We start from the raw sequence: 20,745 nt of genomic DNA on the forward strand, positions 1-20,745 counted from the left end.
TTTGAATTTGAGGATCTTGTGTGCTCCTACAAAGGGACCTATAATTCGAAAGTACACAGTAAACGGCAATTAGAAGATACATATAGGTTAGTCCAAGATAATTTTTATTTTTCCGATGAGGGGAATTTAGATACTTTAAACGCGCGGTATCAAGCGACAATGAAATATTTGGACTCTTTACAAATTGTAGATGATAGCTATTTTCAGTTAATGAAGGATTCAGTTCGGGTATATTTGAGACAGACATTCTCTTTAAAAAGAGCTCAGAAATTGGCGAAGGTAGACCCGTCGCTTTTGCTATCTACGGTCGAAAAGGGTTCAGCGGCGTTTAAGTATGGCACTGCTTTAATTCAAGGTGGAGATAGTTTGTTGGTGGCCTATAAAAAGCTTGTTAACGATCAGATGAAAAACAACGCCATACCTGGTTATTTGTTGGAAGAATATCAGGCAGTTATGAAGCGTATCGACCGGGAGGATATTGCGTTTGACAAGGTGTTGATATATGGCTGGTGGAACAGTGCGAACGATCAGGTTGATCACGTCTCAGACCGCCGTCTAATGTTCCAAAACTATCTTAAGCTCTTTTTGAAAGTTAATACCGTCGATTGCGATGAAGTATAGATAGCTTACGAGTCGTTCTTCTTTCCTTCATTCCAATATATATCCATCTGTTCAAGAGTCATATTTTGAAGATCTTGTCCGTTCTCTGCCGCACGCCTTTCCAAGTATTTGAAACGTTTAATAAACTTTTTGTTTGTGCGTTCAAGTGCGTTCTCTGGGTTTATGCCCACATGACGAGCATAGTTTATTAGAGAAAATAATAGATCTCCAAATTCTGCTTCAGCTCTCTCTCGATTTATCGCTTGATGGTTATTTATATCAAATTCTTCTTTAAATTCATTTAGTTCTTCTTCAACCTTTTCCCATACTTGATCCTTGTCTTCCCAGTCGAACCCCACTCCACGTACTTTGTCCTGTATACGATAGGCTTTAATTAGTGCAGGGAGCCCGTTAGGGACTCCGGAAAGGACCGATTTGTTGCCTTCTCTCAACTTTATTGTCTCCCAATTTGCTTTCACCTGGTTTTCATCGTCAGCAATGGTATCGCTATAAATGTGAGGATGACGGACGATTAATTTTTCACAAACTGAGTTAAGAACATCTGTGATGTCAAATTTTTCTTGCTCGGAAGCAATTTTGGCGTAAAAAAGTAGGTGCATCATCACATCGCCGAGCTCGTTTTTAATTTCATCATAATTTTTTTCCAAAATTGCGTCGGTGAGTTCGTACATTTCTTCAATTGTAAGATGCCGTAGCGACTCCATAGTTTGCTTGCGGTCCCAAGGACAATCAATACGTAAGGTGTTTAGGATTGTGATCAGACGTTCAAATGCCCCGCTAGGGGTATTCTGAGACAGTGGTGCGCGGTGGATCATACTTATAACGTGATAATAAGCTTCAAATATACATGAAAAAGGAACTGTATTACAAATTCGATGCAGTTCGGAATTAACGATTTGAAATGAGCGTTCCATTAACGAGCATAAAAGCCCATAATTTTTAAAACATAAGCCTAACCTCTGATGTTATTGATGTATATTAAATATAACAATTATGGAAACTAAACATAAATATGAGACCGTGGATGTCGCTCTCGCAAAACTGAAGGAGATGGGGTATGATGTTGATTATAACATAGCGTTTGATGAAATATCAGCAGATGCCGAAAACTATCAGGTTGATCATCTCTACCGTTATGAGGGAGATTCTAATCCCGATGACGAATCGACTGTGTACGGCATTTCTAATCCAACAACTGGAAAAAAGGGAGTATTTGTCGCTGGTAATTTATCATTAATTGAAGGAAAAAAAAGAGATATTATTCTTAATTTGGAGCTAAAATTTAAGAATAAACATGTCTAAAGACCTATTTATGGTATTGCTGGGATGCAAACCTGAAGGAAGATTTACTGAACAGCATGATATTTACTTTGGAATAGCAAACGAGCTGCCTGAACTAAAGAATGAAATGATCGAATTCTGGCCTGAAGCGAGAGGTAAACTACACGTCGATGCATGGAAACGAGTTACACACGTGGAAGGCTACCAAATAACAGTCGTGCCTAGAGACCATGTTTTAGAACAAACAAAAAAACTATTTTTTGTTAATTTGGGTGGGTATCGAGAACATGATTTTGAAGAGTATCACTTTAAACAGCTTATAGCGGCAGATACACTACAAGAGGCTAGCAAGTTGGCGAAACAAACGACTTTTTTTGCCAATCACATTTCTCCACATATTGATGACAAATATGGACTAGACGTTGATGATGTGTACGATGTTGAAGATATTTTAGATCCGTTATTTCGAACACAGTATAAGCTAAATGTTTTACCAGTCGAGCAGCAAATCGTTGATCATCCGATAATCGGTTATTTGAAGTTCTCGGACTTATAACGGTGTCGGATATATTTCAGAAGAAATTTGATTATTGTTGACGTATTAAACCGTGTTATTGGTTTAGCCAGCCCGGAGTAATCGAACGAGCAAAGTGCTTAAGATGCACCTTGCTCGTTGGCGTTTATTGTTAAATACCCATTTCCTGGATAATGAATTGGGCATTATCAATTTTTTCCGCGACCCATAGAACGTAGCGGATATCAACTCCTATTGAACGGCTATAATCCTCATTCCAAGCGAAATCGTTGATCGTAGCATCATACGCCCTATCAAAATTAACACCTATTAATTCGCCATGTGCATTCATAATTGGGGACCCAGAGTTACCACCAGTAGTATCCATATTATACAGAATATTTACAGGAACATCATTCAGTTCTCGCTTAGCATACGCGCCGAAGTTTTTTGCCAGCCATGCCGTTTTAATAGTTTCGGGGTAGGCATATTCGGTAAGGCCTGAGTTGCCTTTTTCGATCAATCCTTTTATCGTGGTGAAGGGGCCCATATACGTTGCATCTACTGGACTATATCCTTTAATATTACCAAAAGTAAGTCGGAGGGTCGAGTTCGCGTCAGGTATGAAACTTTTGGATTGGTATTTTTCCTTGACAGCGACATAATCGCCCATTAACCTATTTAACACACCTTCTCTGCGTTTTTGCTCGTCTTCAAAGATAAGAAGCTCTTTATCAATGTCTATTTGGATAGATAGAAGGTCGTCTGTATAGTTTTTCAACGATTGCACGTCTTTTAAAATCCATTCAAAGACCTGCTCCTTGTCGTTCAATTTTGAACTTTCTAACGCTGTAACAAGCTGTAAAGCGGCTTCCTGTTTTGTAGTGAGTTTATTTGAATCGAAATATGTCAATTTATTTTCACTTTGAAATGAATAAGCGTCTTCAAACATACGCGTCCCAATATTTTTATCTACTTGGAGGTTGAAGCTGTCGTAAATACCATCCAGAAAATCTTTGACTTGTGCTAAATTAAGTTGAAAAAACTCTTCTTGAGCTTTTGAACCATTTTGTTTTTGTACCGCTTCTTTGAAAGCATTGATTGTATTTGCTACGCGCATTAAGCTGGAACTGCTATACAGATTGTTAAACCATAACTCTTTTAGTGCCGTTTTTTCGACCGCCTGATAATAATCGTCGATATCCTCCATTAAGCGACCATATCGCTGACTGTATTTAGAGTTACTTTCGATGAATTTTCTAAGCGCTTCATCTTCCTGATATTTTTGTTCCACCAATGCTAGATTTTGTAGTCCCTTTAGTTTACCGCGATAATTCTTCATAACATTGGCATTTCGCTTCATTCGCGTTGCTAAAGCAAGCTCGACTGCAGGATCATCCTCTGAGACAAGAGACATTTGTTGATTTTGATAATCATAAAGATCAGAAGTGTATGGAAGTAGATATCGTTCTTGATAGTCCATGTATTGCGCTGGTCGATGTCTAAAAGTACGGCCGGGATACCCCAATATAAAAACGAAATCATTTTCATTTACTCCTTTTGGATTTACTTTGAGGTGCTTTTTAGGTCGGTAAGGAACGTTTTCTTTTGCAAATTTCGCTGATGAACCATCAGGGGCTACATAGGCGCGTAAGAAAGAAAAATCTCCGGTGTGGCGTGGCCAAACCCAGTTATCTGTTTCTCCTCCAAATTCACCAATATCCTGCCGAGGGACATATACCAATCGAACATCTTCAATTCTTTTATATTGAAAAAGCACGTAACTTTTGCCGATGAACATTTCGGATACTTCGGCTTTGATCGTTGGATCGCGTTTTTCCGCTTGTTGTGCTATTTCCGCACGCTTTTTATTGATTGCGTTAATTCGGTCTTTCGGATCGTCAATATTTTCTACTGTCTGGAGCACTTCGTTGGAAACGTCTTCGTAGGAATCTGTAATTCGAATCGTTAGACCTTGCGCCTGAATTTCATGCTCTAGTCCGTTTGCAACGAATCCGTTTTTTAAATAATTGAACTCAGGAGTGCTTGCCAGTTGTACTGCACTGAAAGCACAATGATGATTTGTGATAATCAATCCATTCGGAGAAACAAACGATCCTGTACATCCACTCACTTGAACAAGCGCGTCAACCAGAGCAACTTCTCCATTAGGATTATAGATGTCTTTCTCTGCTATTTTTAGGCCGGCTTTTTTCAGGCCTGCACGACTTAGTTCACTCATCGGGAACATGCCTTCGTCAGGAATTGATGCAGAGAAATTAAACATGCTTACTCCCAATAAGAGACTGCAAAGTAGATTTCCTTTCGATTTTAACTTGATCATAAACTTCTAATTTAGCGTGCTCCAAAGTTAAGAAAGATTTTGGTACTAATATTCGATAGATGAAGTCTGCTTGCGGCTTTATAGGTTATAATTATATTTGAAGAAAATGCGCGATCGGAGTGCCATAGATGATCCTTAAAGTTGTACCTTTGTATAGTTAAAATTTATCGAATGACACTTGTTCAATTAGAATATGTTATAGCGGTTGATACTTATCGCAGCTTCGTTGCTGCTGCTGAGCACTGTTTCGTGACCCAGCCAACCTTAAGTATGCAGATCCAAAAATTAGAGGAATCCTTAGGAGCTAAGCTTTTCGACAGAAGCAGGCAACCTGTGGTCCCGACGGAAGTTGGAGAAAAGGTTATTAAGCAGGCTCGATTGATTCTGATGGAAAGCAAAAAGATAACTGAAATACTCCAAGCGGAAAAAGGGGAGATCTCTGGTGAACTGAAAATTGGAGTGATACCAACGGTCGCGCCTTATTTACTTCCCGATATCTTAACATTGTTTCTGAAAAAATATCCTAAACTCCAGATGCAGGTCTGGGAGCATACAACGGAAAGAATCATACAAGAACTCAAAATGGGAAGGCTCGACTGCGGTATATTATCCACCCCACTTCAGGAATTTGGTATTGAGGAGACACCACTTTATTATGAATCTTTTGTGGCATATGTTTCAAAAAATAGTGCGCTTTATCAAAAGAAAATGCTGACTAACGAGGAAATCGCCGAGGAGAAGTTATGGCTTTTGAATGAGGGACATTGTATGCGTGGACAGGTATTGAATCTCTGTCAGTATAAACATAAATTAAGCAACGAGGGAACCTTTGAATATAACACGGGATCTGTTGAAACGCTTAAACGTATGGTCGACGTGAATTCCGGCATAACAATCCTGCCAGAAATGAGTATTTTAGGATATGAAGAAGAACAGCTTGATCATGTTCGATATTTTAAATCCCCCGAACCAGTTCGTGAAATTAGTTTAGTCACTACGAGTAATTTTGTTAAAAAACAGGCTGTAAATGCTCTGAAAAATGAAATTCTCAATATTGTTCCTGAGCGATTTAAAACTAAGAAACGTAAAGAAATAATGGGGTTTGAACTTTAAAAACTAGTATAGATATTCATGAAATCTAGGATTCATAAAAAATTAGAGCAGGTAAATAGGTGGAGAATGCAAAAAATTTCCAATCGAAATTTTTTGATTATTCTTTCGGTCGTCGTGGGAATTATTGGTGGACTAGCGGCAGCGTTACTTAAGGGGTTAACCCATTTTATTGCTTCGAGTCTTCAAAACGATATCGAGTGGCAATATAAATATTCATTTTATCTGATTTTACCTCTAATCGGAATATTGTTAAGTGTGCTATATGTTCGTAAATTTTTAAAAGGAAAGAATTTCGAACATGGTATAACACCAATTATCTATTCAATTTCCAGAAGGTCTTCTCGAATTGAGCCTCACAATATTCATTCTCAAATTATTACTAGTGCGATAACCGTTGGATTCGGAGGTTCCTGTGGGCTTGAAGCTCCCATCGCTTATAGTGGTTCGGCAATCGGTTCTAATATTGGAAGATTTTTCGGTTTACAATATAAGGAGATTACAATGCTATTGGCATGTGGTGCCGCAGCAGGAATAGCCGGTGCTTTTAATAGCCCCATTGCTGGGATGATTTTTGCGATAGAAATATTGCTGCCCGAATTTTCTATTCCAGCATTTATTCCGCTCTTAATGTCTGCTGCGCTTGCTTCTGTGATTTCACGTTTGCTATATGCGGAGCCTTTATTTCATACGGCCAGTACAGAATGGGAGGTATCAGCTCTGTTTTTCTATATACTTTTGGCGGTTATTGTTGGTTTATACACGGTCTATTTTGCAAAAATTAGTACAGTTGTCAAGAATATGTACGCGAAAGTCAAAAATCCATATGCAAAAGTATGGATGAGCGGGGGCTCGCTGGGAATAATGATTTTCCTATTTCCTGCTTTGTATGGTGAGGGGTACCTAGCGATTCAACAAATGCTTGATGGCAAATTTGACGCCATTGTAAAAAATAGTTTATTTTCAGATTTTAGTCATGTCGGCTGGGTAATTATTTGTTATACTGTTCTTACGTTATTTGCTAAATCATTTGCCTCATTATTTACGTTGAGTGGGGGGGGGAACGGAGGGATTTTTGGGCCCAGTTTAGTAATGGGTGGCTTGTTGGGATTCGCATTTGCATACGGAATGAACCAAACTGGTTTTGTGATGCTTAATGTGCCAAACTTTGTTGTGGCCGGGATGGCAGGTGCGATGGCAGGAATAATGCACGCGCCACTGACAGGACTGTTCCTCATAGCCGAGATAACGGGTGGATATACGTTGATTGTACCGCTGATGCTCGTGACATCTATATCTTACTTGATCAATCGATCGGTTTTGAAGCATTCTGTTTATACCAAAGGTCTTGCAGAATCCGGAGACTTACTTTCTTATGAGGATAAGGACAGGACAGTATTAAGTATGATGAGACTACGGTATGTTTTGGAAACTAATTTCGTGGTGTTAAAACCGGACGAAACTCCGGTTGATCGTCAATCTGAAATTATACACTCTAAGCGAAATATATTCCCAATTGTTGACAACAATGGTTTGTTGCTAGGTGTTATTTATAGCGAACGGTTGTTTGCAATCCTGTTAGGGGAGGAAGAAGGAGCAACTAAACCGTTCCATACTCTCGTTCAAAAACCAAACGATGTTATAAAGGAAAGTGAGAATATGGAAGTTGTGATGGCTAAAATGAATCGTGATGACGTTTGGATCTTACCGGTAGTCAATGATAGTAATCGTTATTTAGGCTTTATATCTAAATCAAGCGTGTTTAACAAGTATAGGGCACTGTTAATCCGTCAGGGGCATTATCTGGAATAACCGTGTCATTGTGGTAGTAAAGTTTACCCTCGCCCTGCCATTATTTTAGATATATATTTTCCTACGATATCGAATTCAATATTTATAGTGTCCCCCACTTTAATTTCTTGCAAATTGGTGTTTTCAATTGTGTACGGGATTATCGCGACAGAAAATTGATTGTCTTGTGAGTTTATGACAGTTAAGCTAATTCCGTTTACCGTGATCGAGCCTTTTTCGACAGTAATGTTTTGGTGGTGACTATTCTCGTAGCTAAAGGTAAAAAGCCAGCTTCCATTTTGATCTTCTATAGATATACATGTTGCTGTTTGATCAACGTGTCCTTGTACAATATGCCCATCGAAACGGCCGCCAGCAAGGGTACATCTTTCTAAGTTTATTAGATCGCCTTCTTTTAAATTTCCGAGATTTGATTTGATAAGAGTTTCCTGTATCGCTGTGACTTTGTGAATATTTCCCTTTATTTCAACCACCGTAAGGCACACTCCGTTATGCGAAACACTTTGATCGATCTTTAGTTGGTCAGAAATAGAGGATTCGATATATAAATTAACGTTTGTGTGTTCGGTTTCGATTTGTGTAACTTTTCCTAAGGTTTCTATGATGCCTGTAAACATATATTTTCGTGTTTGTACAAAGGTAAGTAACCTATTCTTAAAAAAATAAAATTAAATATTTTGAATAGTGTATAAAATACACTATCTTTGGAATATCATAATTTAGGTTTATAATTGGTTATAAAGGTTTTCATTCTCCCCGTTTGAAAACCTTTTTTTATGTCTGATTATCAAGTAATTAACCTATATTTGTAGAATTAAAGCGACATTTATTCATAAAACATTTGGGGTATATCCAAATAATATTTTACCTTTGTAATAGGTTTAGGTTGATTACCTCGTACAAGAGGTTATATTTTAAAGCCTGGAGAATCGCCCGATTCATCCAGGCTTTATATTTTGTTAAAATTTATAGGTTATTCCCGCCCCCAAAATTTGTCTGACTTGTAGTCCGGGCCCTTTTTCTTCTAAGCCATTCTTAATTTTCGGCACCATTGTATTATCGTCATATAGCAGTTGGACACCGGCGTTAACGGTTATATAGTCGTTCACTGTCATAAACAGATTTGCTGTGTAATCCACATCAATGTTTTGAGGGTCTTCTAAGTAATTCGAGTATAGTTTTAAAATGTTTTCAAATGAGATATTTTTCATAAGGTTAACCTTGTAATATGCATCCAATGATGCACCAAATTCGGTGCGAATATTTTTGTCAGCATCTAATCCATAGTCTGTTCGAAGGGAGTCAATTCCGACAAAAATAAATCGAGCAGAAGCAGGGGAAAGATTTACACGAAAGTTGTCTGAGCGTTTGTAGGCGAAGCCCGGTCCAAAGCTTAGGTAAGCCGGTGCGAATGAGCCCGATAGCAGGCGCTTAGGTTCAGTCGTATAGTCATACCCTTTTGCAAATTGAGTGTTGAAGTTTAGAAAGAAAGTATACATCCAATATTGTTTAGCCTCATACCCAAGCAAACTATTAATCATAAAGCGATCATCATTCTTACGCCAGTCTGTTTCTTTTTGAAAGGTTTGACCGTATGCAGCCAAGACTTTGTTATCCCAGTTCCATTTCCCTTTTTTATAGTTAAAATCATAATTAAAAATAAGATTTCCTGCAAAGGAGTTAACACCACCAGCAGCCCAATTGGAAAAAGTACTTTGATTGATCAAAAACGTGTTCTCTCCTTTAATTGTCCATAATTTTGTCGTGTCAGTCGCGGTACTACTTTCTGCAGGAGGAAGGTTACCTTGTGCAAATACAGAATTGCCTAAGAAAATGGCTGAGGCGTAAAATAGAGTTTTAAGTAGCTTCATTTTTGCTTGATTAAAGTGTAAAAAATGTAATTTTGAATTCATATAAAAAAGTGAAATAATGAATTATATTTCGGTGAGTTACCAATTTCTAGTCGGGTCGACTAATTATCTACAACATAAAGGTAAAGAAATATTTCATTTTTGCAATAAATAGAAATCGCCAAAGGTATGAGAATTACTTTAATATGCATCGGCAAGACCGATGAAAACTTTGTCATTACAGGAATTGAAAATTATCTTAAGCGGTTAAAGCATTATATTAATTTCAACATTTCTATTATTCCCGATATAAAAAATGCTAAAAACCTCAATCAAGATCAACAAAAGGGGAGGGAAGGAGAATTAATATTAAAGCAGCTTGGAAGTACAGATTTTTTAGTGCTCTTGGATGAGCGAGGTAAGGAATTTCACTCAATTGGTTTTTCGCGATATTTAGAACACAAAATGGTTAGTTCGGTGAATAATTTGGTTTTCGTGATTGGCGGCCCCTATGGGTTTTCATCTGAAGTTTATCGACGGGCAGATCAGCAAATATCGCTTTCCAAGATGACGTTTTCACATCAAATGATAAGACTATTCTTTGTCGAACAGGTCTACCGTGCATTTACCATAATGCGAGGAGAACCGTACCATCACGAATAGAATATTTTAATTTATTTTTATGTAATTTGGAACTATAAATCATCATAATAGAAAAAGGAGGAAGCCATGGATTTAAATAATTTAAAGAGAGATTATAAGTTCAAAAGTCAAGAGGCGTATAGGGATAAGAAACGAAATAGAAATCTGATCATCATTTGTATGATCTGTGTCGTGATACTCTTCTATTTATTTGATAGAATATTTTAATGAAAACAAGTGTAGATGCGCTTGCCTTTTTTTGACGCGCTAGTTGCTATCACGTTCTTGTTCTATAATGTTTTTGAAAGTTTTCCATGCCTGTTTATCGGTTTTAAATGTTAACGATCTTTCTTGTAAAGTATCGATTGGCACGAAGCGAAATACTTCCAATTTATCCGCTTGTTTTTCATTAGAAAAATCGAAGGGGCTGACTTTTATATCAAATGTAATGGCTCCTCTTGGTTTCACTTGGTAATAGATCGAGAGAATCTGACTCTCGTTAAAACTTGATTTCTCGTAGAAATCAGTCGTATATATATGTCTTACAATGTCAATTTCAAGTTGACATTCTTCCATAAACTCGCGCTTGAGCGCATCTACTAATCCTTCGCCGTATTCTAGACCTCCTCCGGGAAATTTAGTAAACGATACATTCATGGTCTTTTCGTCACTGACTAACACCTCATTTGATTCATTGAGTAATAGACCGTATACACGGACGTTAAATAGATACATTTACTGTTCTTTTTGGTATATATTAGACAGATCTTTTAGATAGATGTTGCGAAATTCAACCGGTTGACCCTCACTTTGTAAAGCAATATAACCCCGATCTAAAATCTTGCCATCTTTTTTTTCATTTTTGATATAATTATTCACTACAGGACCACCGATTTGGGGTTTACTGTACACGAGTACAGTGTCTCCTTCAATAATATGTGTAACAAGGGAGTCCCCCAAAACAATGAGTTCTGCTTGCACCCATTGATCTCCGTCATATGTTTTTGACAACGAATTGATACAATGCGTTTCTAGGAGTTTACCTTGATAAACAATGTGCGTTCCAGGTGAACACATATTGCCTGTTGTTCTTTCATTTCCATCGCTTAAGCCACCTAAAAACTGCATTTCTACAGATATAGGCCAATCTTGATTAACGGGCATGGTCTTGGGATCCTGAGAATGAAACATTACCCCGCTGTTGCGCAATGTGTAAGAGGGTGCGCCGGGATATAAGTCACCGATAAACCTGTATTCTAGTTTGAGGTGATAATACGAAAATGGCGTTTGATAATATAGATGACCGAATCGGTCGCCAAACTCTTTTCCATAGCCATCGTAATTTACTTGAATCACACTATCTTTCACTCGAAATGTATTCGCGAAATTTTGACCAGTGGGGTAAGAGTAAATCTTAGTTATCCAGTTGTCAAGGTTTTTACCATTAAATAAAGGGATCCATGGCTCGTCGAGCTTGTCGTTTGGAAGAGTAGTACAGGCGAATAATATGGTCGTTGAACTTAATGCGAAAAGAAGTCTTTTTATCATTTTAAAGAAATTGAAATCCGTTATCAATGGTCATCTCGTCCACTCCAAAGAAAGAGTAGTGTTTTGGAAGGAACCATTGAAGCGTATTCATAATGGTACTAAAATCTTTCTCGTTGGCAAACTGTGAAGGGGTTATGTTAAACACTATATCCTGACTAGCATTTTTCTCGTCTTTATAATTTCTCGCAATTAGCATCATTTTTGGGTTTTTTACACCTGAAAAATTTAAAAACTCTCGGATATGCTTTCTTAGGTAATTTGGAAATAATTCTTCTGAGGGCTGCCCCACAAGTATATCTTCATTTTCGCTAATTTCATTTTGCTCATCAAGTTTTGAAAATAAACTGGTGTCGGTGTAGAACCTACCCGAAAGCTTCAGGTTAACTAAATCTCCATAGGAGAAGACCCATTCGGGCTGTCCTTGTTGAGCATTAATTACAATACCAAAACCTTGATCCATGATAATATCCAACTGCTTTTCGATGACATAGGCTTGAAAACTTTCGTCTGTTGAAACAGTTTGCAACTGTATATAAGGGAAACCGTCATTGCTCATTATGATCTCTGGATCACCAAGCTTTAGATTTGCTTCACTAATGACCGCTAAAAATTCGTCTCGCCACTTCTCATTTCGAGTTTTGAAGGGGATTAGCATTAATTGGTTGAGAATGATCGTTTTCTCAAGGTCGCCCAAATACTGTTCCTGTTTAATTGTCTTGTTTTCGCTTTTACTCATCGTATATTTAACCGTAAAAAGAGCCTAAAAGTAAGTATAATTGCTTAAAACAAAAATTTCTTTTCTGTTTTAAGCTTCTCGTCAAGGTCGAAGCACTATTGGGAATAACAGGTATATTTTAGTACTTTTGCTAAAACCATAGTTTAGTATATGTCTGAAACTATCAATAATGTAAACAGTGATTTCGAAACATCCAAAATCAGTTTTAATGACTTTCGCGAGATCATATTGAATGATTATAAGATTGCCATTGAAAGTAGATTTGTGAGCTTGCTAGGAAGAAAAGAAGTCCTGACTGGAAAAGCTAAATTTGGAATTTTTGGCGATGGCAAAGAGATCGCTCAAATCGCGTTATCTAAGGTATTTAAAAATGGTGACTGGCGATCCGGATATTATCGTGATCAAACTTTTGCGTTTGCCTCAGGGATTTCCAATGTATATCATTTTTTCTCTCAATTATATGCGAATCCAGATTTAAACTCAGATATTTCTTCCGGGGGTAGGCAAATGAATTGCCATTTTTCAACACAGCTTCTTGATAATAAAGGTTTTTGGTTAGATCAGACTCAGCAGAAGAATTCAGTTTCTGATATTTCTACAACAGGAGGGCAGATGGCCCGCATAGTAGGTTTAGGACTAGCTTCTAAATTATATCGTGAAAACTCTAACCTCGACAATTTATCATATTTTTCGAATAACGGTGACGAAGTTGTTTTTGCGACAATTGGTAATGCGTCGACCTCTGAGGGTGTATTCTGGGAAACTTTGAATGCCGTAGCGGTAAAACAGATTCCGGTGGTTATTTCTATATGGGACGACGGATACGGTATCTCAGTTCCTAATGAGATACAAACTGCGAAGGGCGATATTTCTGCTGCTATACGTGGATTTCAGCGCGAAACAGGTACCAATGGTGTTGAGATTTTTCAAGTCAGAGGATGGGATTATCCTGCATTATGTGAAGTATATGAGAAAGCTGCTTTATACGCACGAGAACAGCATATTCCATGTGTTATTCATGTAACAGAGATCACACAACCTCAGGGACATTCCACATCGGGTTCTCATGAACGATATAAAACTTCCGAACGTTTAGAATGGGAGCGTAATAACGATTGTAACCTGAAAATGCGTGAATGGCTGCTAACCTCAGGTATTGCTCAGGAAGAAGAACTCTTGGAATTTGAGAAGGACGCGAAAGAGTTTGTTCGTCAAGAACAAAGGCGAGCTTGGGCGGATTATAATAAAACGATACGGAAAGATCTTGACGAAGCAATCGGCCTCCTTGCCGATATTGACTTACCGGCTGTGGAAATCCCTTTAAAGACATTAAAGTCTTTAAGTGAGCCATCATTAAAGGAGGTTTATTCGAATGTTCGTCGTGCTATTCGGGATTTGAGAGGGGTGGCTGCTGACGAAAAAATGCATCTGCTTAAATGGTATACTGCTAAAGTCGATGAGAATTATGATCGATATAATGATAAACTTTTTAGTGAGACAGCAGAATCCCCGCTAAATATTTCTCCTGTAAACATTGAGTATAATGAATCCGGTCTGCTAGTGGATGGGAGAGAGATTTTAAACGCCTGCTTCAAAGCGAATTTCGAACGTGATGAACGTATCGTCGCCTTTGGTGAAGATGTTGGTCTAATTGGTGATGTCAATCAAGGGTTCGCCGGTTTACAAGATATTTTCGGTGATCAAAGAATTTTTGATACAGGAATTCGTGAATCCGTCATAGTTGGTAAAGGAATTGGACTAGCGATTCGTGGATTACGCCCAATTGCAGAGATCCAATATTTGGATTACTTGTTATATGCATTACCCGTATTAAGTGATGACTTAGCAAGTTTAAGTTATCGTACTAAAGGAACGCAAAAGGCACCGGTTATTATTCGTACACGTGGACATCGTCTGGAGGGGGTTTGGCATTCAGGCTCTCCAATGAGTGTCTTGTTAGGGGCCTTGCGTGGAATACATCTTTGTGTTCCTCGTAATATGACTCAAGCGGCAGGAATGTACAATACATTGCTTCGTTCAGATGAACCTGCGGTCGTGGTCGAATGTTTGAATGGTTATCGTCTCAAAGAGAGAAAGCCAAATAATGTTGGAGAATTTACTGTGGCGATTGGGGAAGCGGAGCTGATGCGGGACGGTACTGATATTACAGTTATTTCGTATGGCGCTACCTTAAGGGTTGTTATGGATGCTTCGGTTGAATTGGAAAAGTTAGGAATCTCTATTGAAGTGATTGACGCGCAGTGCTTACAACCATTTGATCGCAAACATTTGTGCAGTAGTTCTTTATCGAAAACGAATAAAATTTTGGTCGTTGATGAAGATATGCCCGGTGGAGCATCTGCTTTTATTTTAAAAGAAGTGTTGGAAAACCAAAATGGATACTATCTACTGGACGGTCAACCACGAACACTTTCTGCAAAAGCGCATAGGCCACCTTATGGCTCTGATGGGGATTACTTTACTAAGCCCTCAGTCGATGATATCGTCGAGTTGGCTTATCAAATGATGAGTGACTATAACGGAAGCAAGTTTCCGCAACTAATTTAAGTGACTGCGGTTAAATATATAATGAGGCTGCACCTAGAATTGCAGCCTTTTCTGCGTATTGACCCACGATTATTTCAAAAGGAGCGAACTTTTCTTTGTTATAATTGGAAATTAGATCATAAGCTCGCGCAATATTTCCACCAAGAATAAAAGTTTTACATTGATGGAGATTAGCAAAATGCGTTAGGAAGTCACTAAAAGATAGACTGTATTCAGTCATAAGCATCTCGAAAGCCGGCGTACCTTTATGTTTTTCTAATATTTCTCTGAAGCCCTCCTCCCTAAATCCAGATAGCTCGTAAAAGCGTTTAGTGAACCATCGGGTCGCCAAATATTCTTCAAATATACCATCGCGATACTGGGTGTTCCATAAGTCTGCGTCGAAAGCCTTTTGATTTCTGTGCCAAACAGAAGATCCTAATCCTGTACCTAATGTGATACCTAAAATTGCGGGCCTATCCTCGAGTTTAGCTGCAAATACTTCTCCTTGTAAAAAAGCCGCCGCATCATTGATAAAACACATCTGTTTATGATCTGGGAAATAATCACCTAATTCTTTACCGACATTAATTTGGTATAATGAGTCGTATTTATCTTGACCATTCATTAGAGAAATACCATTTTCGTAATCAAATGGTCCTGGAACAGCAAATCCCAAGCGCGTAACTGTCGCCACACTTTTGTTGATAGACTGGTTAATTGTATTTGCCCAAATATGTAAAATCGATTTAGCAGATTGTCTAGAATTTACATGGCTCCTAGAGATTGTATGCTCAAGAATTTGCCATGTAGAAATATCGACTACTGCACATGTTATATGTGTCCCCCCAATATCCGAAGCCAGTACTAAATTATTCTCCATTGGTGTATGCTTTATATCGTAGGTAATGGTCTGCTAAAACTAGCGCAGTCATAGCCTCAACAATAATAACCGCGCGAGAAACAACGCATGGATCATGGCGACCTTTACCGGAAATTGTTGTGGTTTCTCCTGCGTTATTTAATGTGTCTTGATCCTGCATTATTGTAGCAACAGGCTTGAAGGCTGTGCGGAAGGTAATATCCATTCCGTTAGAAATTCCTCCTTGAATACCACCAGAAAAATTTGTGAGGGTGCGTATCTGATCATTTTCTTTCAAGAATATATCATTGTGATTTGACCCACGCATTTCAGAACCGTTAAATCCTGATCCATATTCAAATCCATGCACTGCGTTGATACTTAGCATCGCCTTTCCTAAATCAGCATGTAATTTGTCGAAAACCGGTTCACCTAAGCCCACTGGTACACCACGTACAATCGTCGAAATTTTCCCCCCAATGGTATCGCCACTTTTTCGAACCTGGTCAATAAGCGCAATCATTTCGTTTGCGGTTCCTGGGTCGGCACAACGGACGATATTGTTTTCTCTCATTTCAAGCAAATGAGATAGGTCTCCAGTATCTAGGTTTGGAGCTTGTAAGGGACCTACAGCGTCAACATGTGCAAATATTTCTATTCCTTTTTTTTCTAAAAATAATTTAGCGATCGCCCCGGCAGCTACCCGAGCCGCCGTTTCTCGAGCTGAGGATCGACCGCCGCCACGATAATCGCGAATACCATACTTCTGTTGGTATGTATAATCGGCATGCGAAGGGCGATATTTATCAGCAATATGCGAGTAATCTTTTGACCGTTGGTCTTCGTTTGGAATTAGAATAGCAATTGGTGTACCCGTTGTTTTTCCTTCAAAAACACCCGAAAGAATTTGTGCCTGATCACTTTCCTTACGCTGTGTAGTAATTTTGGATTGTCCAGGTTTACGTTTATCTAGTTCTGATTGGATAAAATCTTCGTCTATTTCTATTTGCGCAGGACAACCGTCGATAATTACACCGATAGCTTTTCCATGAGATTCACCAAACGTACTTATTCTAAAAAGGTTGCCAAACGAGTTTCCGGCCATAATTTTTTAATATTTCGTAAATATATGTGAAATCAGCAATAACAAAAAACTATTATTGCTGATTTCTTGAAATTATTATTTAGTTTGAAATCCTCGGTCTAAGAGATGTGTCCAAAATTCCGGATATGATTTTTCTACAACAAGGGGTTCGTTAATTACTACTTCATCAAAAATTAAAGCCAAAGGGGCGAAGGCCATTGCCATTCTGTGATCTTCATAAGTATCAAAAGCAATTTGTTTCGGATAATGAACGTCGCTTGTTTTTATGTGATAGGTTTCTCCATCTGCGATTATTGTCGCACCGAATTTTTCAATTTCTTTTTTCAAGGCGGCAATACGATCTGTCTCTTTTATTTTTAAAGTCTCGACACCAGTAATAGAAATATCTCGTTTAATCACCGCCGCTAAGGCCACAATCGTCTGAGCGAGATCTGGACATTCTTTGAAATCAAATAATGTTTGATCATTACCTGAATTGACTTTGGTGATGCGAAGGCCCTCCTCATGAAAAGAACTTGCTACACCAAAGTGTTTCATAATATTGACTATTGCGATATCGCCTTGTAAACTATGCGCTTTTAATCCTGGTAATAAGATTGAGCCTTCTTTCGAAAGGGCCACCATAGAATACCAATATGATGCTGCACTCCAATCTGGCTCAACGTAGATTGTTGACGGTTGGAATGGTTGGGAAGGAATTTGAATCAGATTTCCTGCCCACGTATGTTTAACCCCTGCCTCTTGAAGCATATTTAACGTCATGGTGACATAAGGGCGAGAAGTTAGCTCGCCTTGGATGTTTAATTTTAAACCATTTTGTAGTGATGCAGCAATCAACAATAGCGAAGAAATATATTGGCTACTAATGTTTCCTTGTATGCTAATATTATCCTCTTTCTGAATAAGTCCCCCTACAATATTGATGGGTGGGTAGTTTATATTATTTTCATATTGAATGTTTGCCCCAATTGTATGCAAAGCATCTACTAGAATTCCAATAGGCCGTTCCTGCATTCGTTTTGTTCCAGTTAATAGGAATTGCCCGCTAACTAAGTTAAGGTAAGACGTCAAAAAACGCATAGCAGTTCCGGCTGGTCCGATGTCGATTGTTATCTGTGCTTCCGATGGCGTCGATATTTGTTTTAACGCGTTTTTCAATATCACCGTATCGGCTGCATTTGAGAGATTCTCTACCTTGACGATGCCGTTGCTTAATGCTTGGATAATAAGAGCACGGTTGCTCTCTGATTTCGAACCAGTGAGCTGAACCGTACCATTTATTTCTTTATTTAGGTGGGAGAGAAGTAGTTTTTTCACGCTCATTATGCCTCCGCTACTGGCTTCACGTTCATTATTTCGTTTTGTTTGCGAATGGACTCGTTGTGCAACAGTTCAAGATATTTTGTTGCGAAATCTTCACCAATTGATAGCGCTTTAGCTAGTTGGAGACGTTTTTCAACAATCTCATCCCAACGATTAACTTGAAGAATTGTTACGTTGTTGTCGCGTTTATATTCACCGATTTTTTCAGCGATTTTCATGCGATCGCCGATTTGTTTTAATATCGCATCATCGAGTTTATCAATTTGCTGACGTAATTCAGCTAATTTGTCTTCGAATGCCGGGTTATCAGATTCCGGACGACGGACGGATAGATTATCTAGTAGTTCAGCTAATGCAGCCGGGGTTACTTGTTGTTTAGCATCAGTCCACGCAACTGACGGATCAATATGTGATTCGATAATTAATCCTTGTAAATCCATGTCCATTGCTTTTTGAGCAATATATGGAAGTAATTCACGATTACCACAAATATGGCTTGGATCATTGATGATCGGAAGTTCAGGGCAGGCTGATTTTAATTGGATTGCTAAATCCCACATAGGTTCGTTGCGGAATGCTGTTTTTTCGAAAGAAGAGAATCCGCGGTGAATAGCTCCTAATTTTTTTATTCCTGCGCCGTTAATACGTTCTAACGCACCGATCCATAATGAAAGGTCTGGGTTTACAGGATTCTTGACTAATACTGGAATGTCAACCCCTACTAGTGCGTCAGCAATTTCTTGTACAGTGAACGGGTTTGCAGTTGAGCGAGCTCCTACCCATAGGATGTCAACGCCCGCCGCTAATGCTTCTTCTACGTGTTTTGCTGTAGCTACTTCTGTGGCAGTTAACAGACCTGTTTCTTCTTTTGCGCGTTTCAACCAAGTTAGACCAATACTGCCTATTCCCTCGAATTCACCTGGACGCGTACGTGGTTTCCAAATACCAGCCCTTAAAACATTTACTTTGCCTGTATTTGCTAAAAGGTGAGCCGTAGAAACAAGTTGTTCTTCCGTTTCTGCACTACAAGGGCCTGAGATAATTAAAGGTTTGTCACCAGTATCTATCCAAGATTTTAAAGGTACGATGTCTAATGTATGTTTCATTTCTTTTGATTTTTCGTTTTTAAGATATGTTATTTAAGCCTTTTCGTTTTTGATATATTCACCCATGATGCTAAAGTTGACCGTGTGTTTTAGAACCTTACGGATTGCAGCGTCATAGTCTGATTGTTTTTTCCATTCCACGTCGACGTAGAAGTCATATTCGTTTCGTCTTCCTACTACAGGCATCGACTGAATCTTACTGAGATTCACATTTTGTTCGGCGAAGCAATGTAGAACGGTAGCCAAGGCTCCAACAGAATTTCCGGTTTGAAAGGAAAGCGATGCTTTGTTGGCATTTTTTTGTTCGACGACGTCATTTTTAAGAATTAGGAAGCGTGTTGCGTTTTTCTTATTTGTCTCGATGCGGTTTTCGAGTATGTTTAAGCCGTAAAGCTTGGCTGCTAAGCTGCTTGCAATTGCAGCTGTGTTTGTTAATTTGTTGTCTGATATAGATTTAGCGCAAGCCGCAGTATCCATACCTTCCTTAATTATCCAATCAGGATACTCTCCTAGGAATTCGTCACACTGACGTATCGCAATGGGATGTGATTCTACATATTTGATATCGGAAATCTTTACGCCCGGAAGCGCTATTAAATTTTGGTGAATATTTAGATGGACTTCACCAACAATATGAAATCGGTAATCACGCAATAGGTTGTAATTAGGAAGGATACTTCCAGCTATTGAATTCTCAATAGCCATAACAACATAATCTGCTTTGCCCTGTTTTAACATATCGCAGGTTTTTTTGAATGACTCGCATTCAATAGTTTCAATTTCGTTTCCGAAATATTTGAATGCGGCTTCCTCATGGAACGAGGCTTTAACCCCTTGTATTGCTATTCTTGTTTTCATCGTTAATGTTAACATAACAAAAAAGGCCCCGACTATAGTTTCAGGACCTTTTTTGTTTATTTCGTATACGCATACAGATCCCAGTTCTTACTCTTAAAATAAAAATAATAAAAGTGAAAGTATGTAGTGCGTTTAGTCATGTCTCAAATTCTACTTTCCAAAAATAGTCTTTTTTTTTATATAAACAAAATAATTTTTCTTTTTTTTATCGCTATAATTGGGCATAAATAATCGGTAATTTGTGTCGTTTTTTTAACAAATATTGACTGTTTTTTTGTTTGTTTAATTATTCTATTATACATCAAAAAATATTGTTTTTTGATGTATAATAGAGGTTTTGTGATTTACACGTGTATTTTTTTGGTGTATTTTATGTGTTTTTTTTACCAATTTTTGTGTTGTTTTCAGTGATAAAAATAGGTGTATATACGTGATTTTTTGTTTAAAATATGCTGTTTTTTTAACTAAAATATTTTTGCTTTTATC

The 20,745-nt window shown here is 38.2% G+C and carries 19 protein-coding genes; 7 read left to right on the top strand and 12 right to left on the bottom strand.

Going from position 1 to position 20,745, the window contains the following annotated elements; all coding sequences use genetic code 11:
* The coding region (locus HP439_RS03820; RefSeq protein ID WP_172389026.1) for a hypothetical protein at positions 1 to 621 on the top strand (621 nt) is incomplete at its 5' end.
* A gap of 5 nt (positions 622 to 626) precedes the next feature.
* Here the strand turns inward: HP439_RS03820 and mazG are convergent.
* On the bottom strand, positions 627 to 1,436 hold the full coding sequence (mazG, locus tag HP439_RS03825) for a nucleoside triphosphate pyrophosphohydrolase (protein ID WP_172389057.1): 810 nt from the start codon (positions 1,434 to 1,436) through the stop codon (positions 627 to 629).
* Between the two features lie 178 nt (positions 1,437 to 1,614).
* Between mazG and HP439_RS03830 the strand changes: the two genes are divergently transcribed.
* Together HP439_RS03830 and HP439_RS03835 are read left to right on the top strand one after the other, a co-directional pair.
* The gene (locus HP439_RS03830; RefSeq protein WP_172389027.1) at positions 1,615 to 1,923 is read left to right on the top strand and encodes a hypothetical protein; all 309 of its coding nucleotides are present in this window, start codon (positions 1,615 to 1,617) and stop codon (positions 1,921 to 1,923) included.
* Positions 1,916 to 2,458, top strand: coding sequence for a DUF1543 domain-containing protein (locus HP439_RS03835; RefSeq protein ID WP_172389028.1), 543 nt, complete (start codon positions 1,916 to 1,918; stop codon positions 2,456 to 2,458). Before HP439_RS03830 ends, HP439_RS03835 begins: the two co-directional genes overlap by 8 nt.
* Positions 2,459 to 2,588: 130 nt before the next feature.
* Here HP439_RS03835 and HP439_RS03840 read toward each other — a convergent pair whose 3' ends face one another.
* Entirely contained in the window at positions 2,589 to 4,760 is a 2,172-nt protein-coding gene (locus HP439_RS03840) for a S46 family peptidase (RefSeq protein ID WP_172389029.1), read from the bottom strand.
* 171 nt (positions 4,761 to 4,931) lie between these two features.
* Here HP439_RS03840 and HP439_RS03845 point away from each other — a divergent pair, with 171 nt between their 5' ends.
* Positions 4,932 to 5,873 carry a hydrogen peroxide-inducible genes activator gene (locus HP439_RS03845; protein WP_172389030.1) on the top strand — a complete coding sequence of 314 codons (942 nt, stop codon included), beginning with the start codon at positions 4,932 to 4,934 and terminating at the stop codon, positions 5,871 to 5,873.
* Positions 5,874 to 5,939: 66 nt separating this feature from the next.
* Positions 5,940 to 7,682 (top strand): chloride channel protein, encoded by a 1,743-nt coding sequence (locus HP439_RS03850; protein WP_246229209.1) that lies wholly within the window; start codon positions 5,940 to 5,942, stop codon positions 7,680 to 7,682.
* Between the two features lie 23 nt (positions 7,683 to 7,705).
* Here HP439_RS03850 and HP439_RS03855 read toward each other — a convergent pair whose 3' ends face one another.
* Together HP439_RS03855 and HP439_RS03860 are read right to left on the bottom strand one after the other, a co-directional pair.
* A complete protein-coding gene (locus HP439_RS03855) occupies positions 7,706 to 8,299 on the bottom strand; it encodes a riboflavin synthase (protein ID WP_172389032.1) in 594 nt (197 codons plus the stop codon).
* 342 nt (positions 8,300 to 8,641) lie between these two features.
* The gene (locus HP439_RS03860; protein ID WP_172389033.1) at positions 8,642 to 9,553 is read right to left on the bottom strand and encodes a DUF3078 domain-containing protein; all 912 of its coding nucleotides are present in this window, start codon (positions 9,551 to 9,553) and stop codon (positions 8,642 to 8,644) included.
* A 168-nt stretch (positions 9,554 to 9,721) separates the two neighbouring features.
* On the opposite strand from HP439_RS03860, the gene rlmH reads away from it, so the two are divergent.
* Positions 9,722 to 10,195 carry a 23S rRNA (pseudouridine(1915)-N(3))-methyltransferase RlmH gene (gene rlmH / locus HP439_RS03865; protein WP_172389034.1) on the top strand — a complete coding sequence of 158 codons (474 nt, stop codon included), beginning with the start codon at positions 9,722 to 9,724 and terminating at the stop codon, positions 10,193 to 10,195.
* A gap of 246 nt (positions 10,196 to 10,441) precedes the next feature.
* Here the strand turns inward: rlmH and HP439_RS03870 are convergent, their stop codons facing one another.
* From HP439_RS03870 to HP439_RS03880, 3 genes are read right to left on the bottom strand one after another with little or no spacing between them, the layout of a single operon-like run.
* Positions 10,442 to 10,909 carry an NUDIX domain-containing protein gene (locus HP439_RS03870; protein ID WP_172389035.1) on the bottom strand — a complete coding sequence of 156 codons (468 nt, stop codon included), beginning with the start codon at positions 10,907 to 10,909 and terminating at the stop codon, positions 10,442 to 10,444.
* Positions 10,910 to 11,722: a 3-keto-disaccharide hydrolase gene (locus HP439_RS03875; protein ID WP_172389036.1), complete on the bottom strand. Its 813-nt coding sequence runs from the start codon at positions 11,720 to 11,722 to the stop codon at positions 10,910 to 10,912.
* Position 11,723: 1 nt separating this feature from the next.
* Positions 11,724 to 12,458, bottom strand: coding sequence for a hypothetical protein (locus HP439_RS03880; RefSeq protein ID WP_172389037.1), 735 nt, complete (start codon positions 12,456 to 12,458; stop codon positions 11,724 to 11,726).
* Positions 12,459 to 12,608: 150 nt separating this feature from the next.
* Between HP439_RS03880 and HP439_RS03885 the strand changes: the two genes are divergently transcribed.
* Entirely contained in the window at positions 12,609 to 15,026 is a 2,418-nt protein-coding gene (locus HP439_RS03885; RefSeq protein WP_172389038.1) for an alpha-ketoacid dehydrogenase subunit alpha/beta, read from the top strand.
* A gap of 10 nt (positions 15,027 to 15,036) precedes the next feature.
* Here HP439_RS03885 and HP439_RS03890 read toward each other — a convergent pair whose 3' ends face one another.
* The 5 genes from HP439_RS03890 to HP439_RS03910 all read right to left on the bottom strand — a co-directional run bounded on the left by HP439_RS03890 (position 15,037) and on the right by HP439_RS03910 (position 20,259).
* Positions 15,037 to 15,888, bottom strand: coding sequence for an ROK family protein (locus tag HP439_RS03890; RefSeq protein ID WP_172389039.1), 852 nt, complete (start codon positions 15,886 to 15,888; stop codon positions 15,037 to 15,039).
* Positions 15,878 to 16,972 carry a chorismate synthase gene (gene aroC, locus HP439_RS03895; protein WP_172389040.1) on the bottom strand — a complete coding sequence of 365 codons (1,095 nt, stop codon included), beginning with the start codon at positions 16,970 to 16,972 and terminating at the stop codon, positions 15,878 to 15,880. The genes HP439_RS03890 and aroC overlap by 11 nt, the downstream gene beginning before the upstream one ends.
* Positions 16,973 to 17,047: 75 nt before the next feature.
* Entirely contained in the window at positions 17,048 to 18,295 is a 1,248-nt protein-coding gene (gene aroA / locus HP439_RS03900) for a 3-phosphoshikimate 1-carboxyvinyltransferase (protein ID WP_172389041.1), read from the bottom strand.
* Positions 18,295 to 19,401, bottom strand: a complete 1,107-nt coding sequence (locus tag HP439_RS03905) for a chorismate mutase (protein WP_172389042.1) — start codon at positions 19,399 to 19,401, stop codon at positions 18,295 to 18,297. The genes aroA and HP439_RS03905 overlap by 1 nt, the downstream gene beginning before the upstream one ends.
* A 33-nt stretch (positions 19,402 to 19,434) precedes the next feature.
* Complete coding sequence (locus HP439_RS03910) at positions 19,435 to 20,259, bottom strand: prephenate dehydratase (RefSeq protein ID WP_172389043.1); 825 nt, start codon at positions 20,257 to 20,259, stop codon at positions 19,435 to 19,437.
* Positions 20,260 to 20,745: the final 486 nt, after the last annotated feature.

Origin of the sequence: Sphingobacterium shayense (assembly GCF_013179575.1) — a bacterium.
GTDB classification, from domain to species: Bacteria; Bacteroidota; Bacteroidia; order Sphingobacteriales; family Sphingobacteriaceae; genus Sphingobacterium; species Sphingobacterium shayense.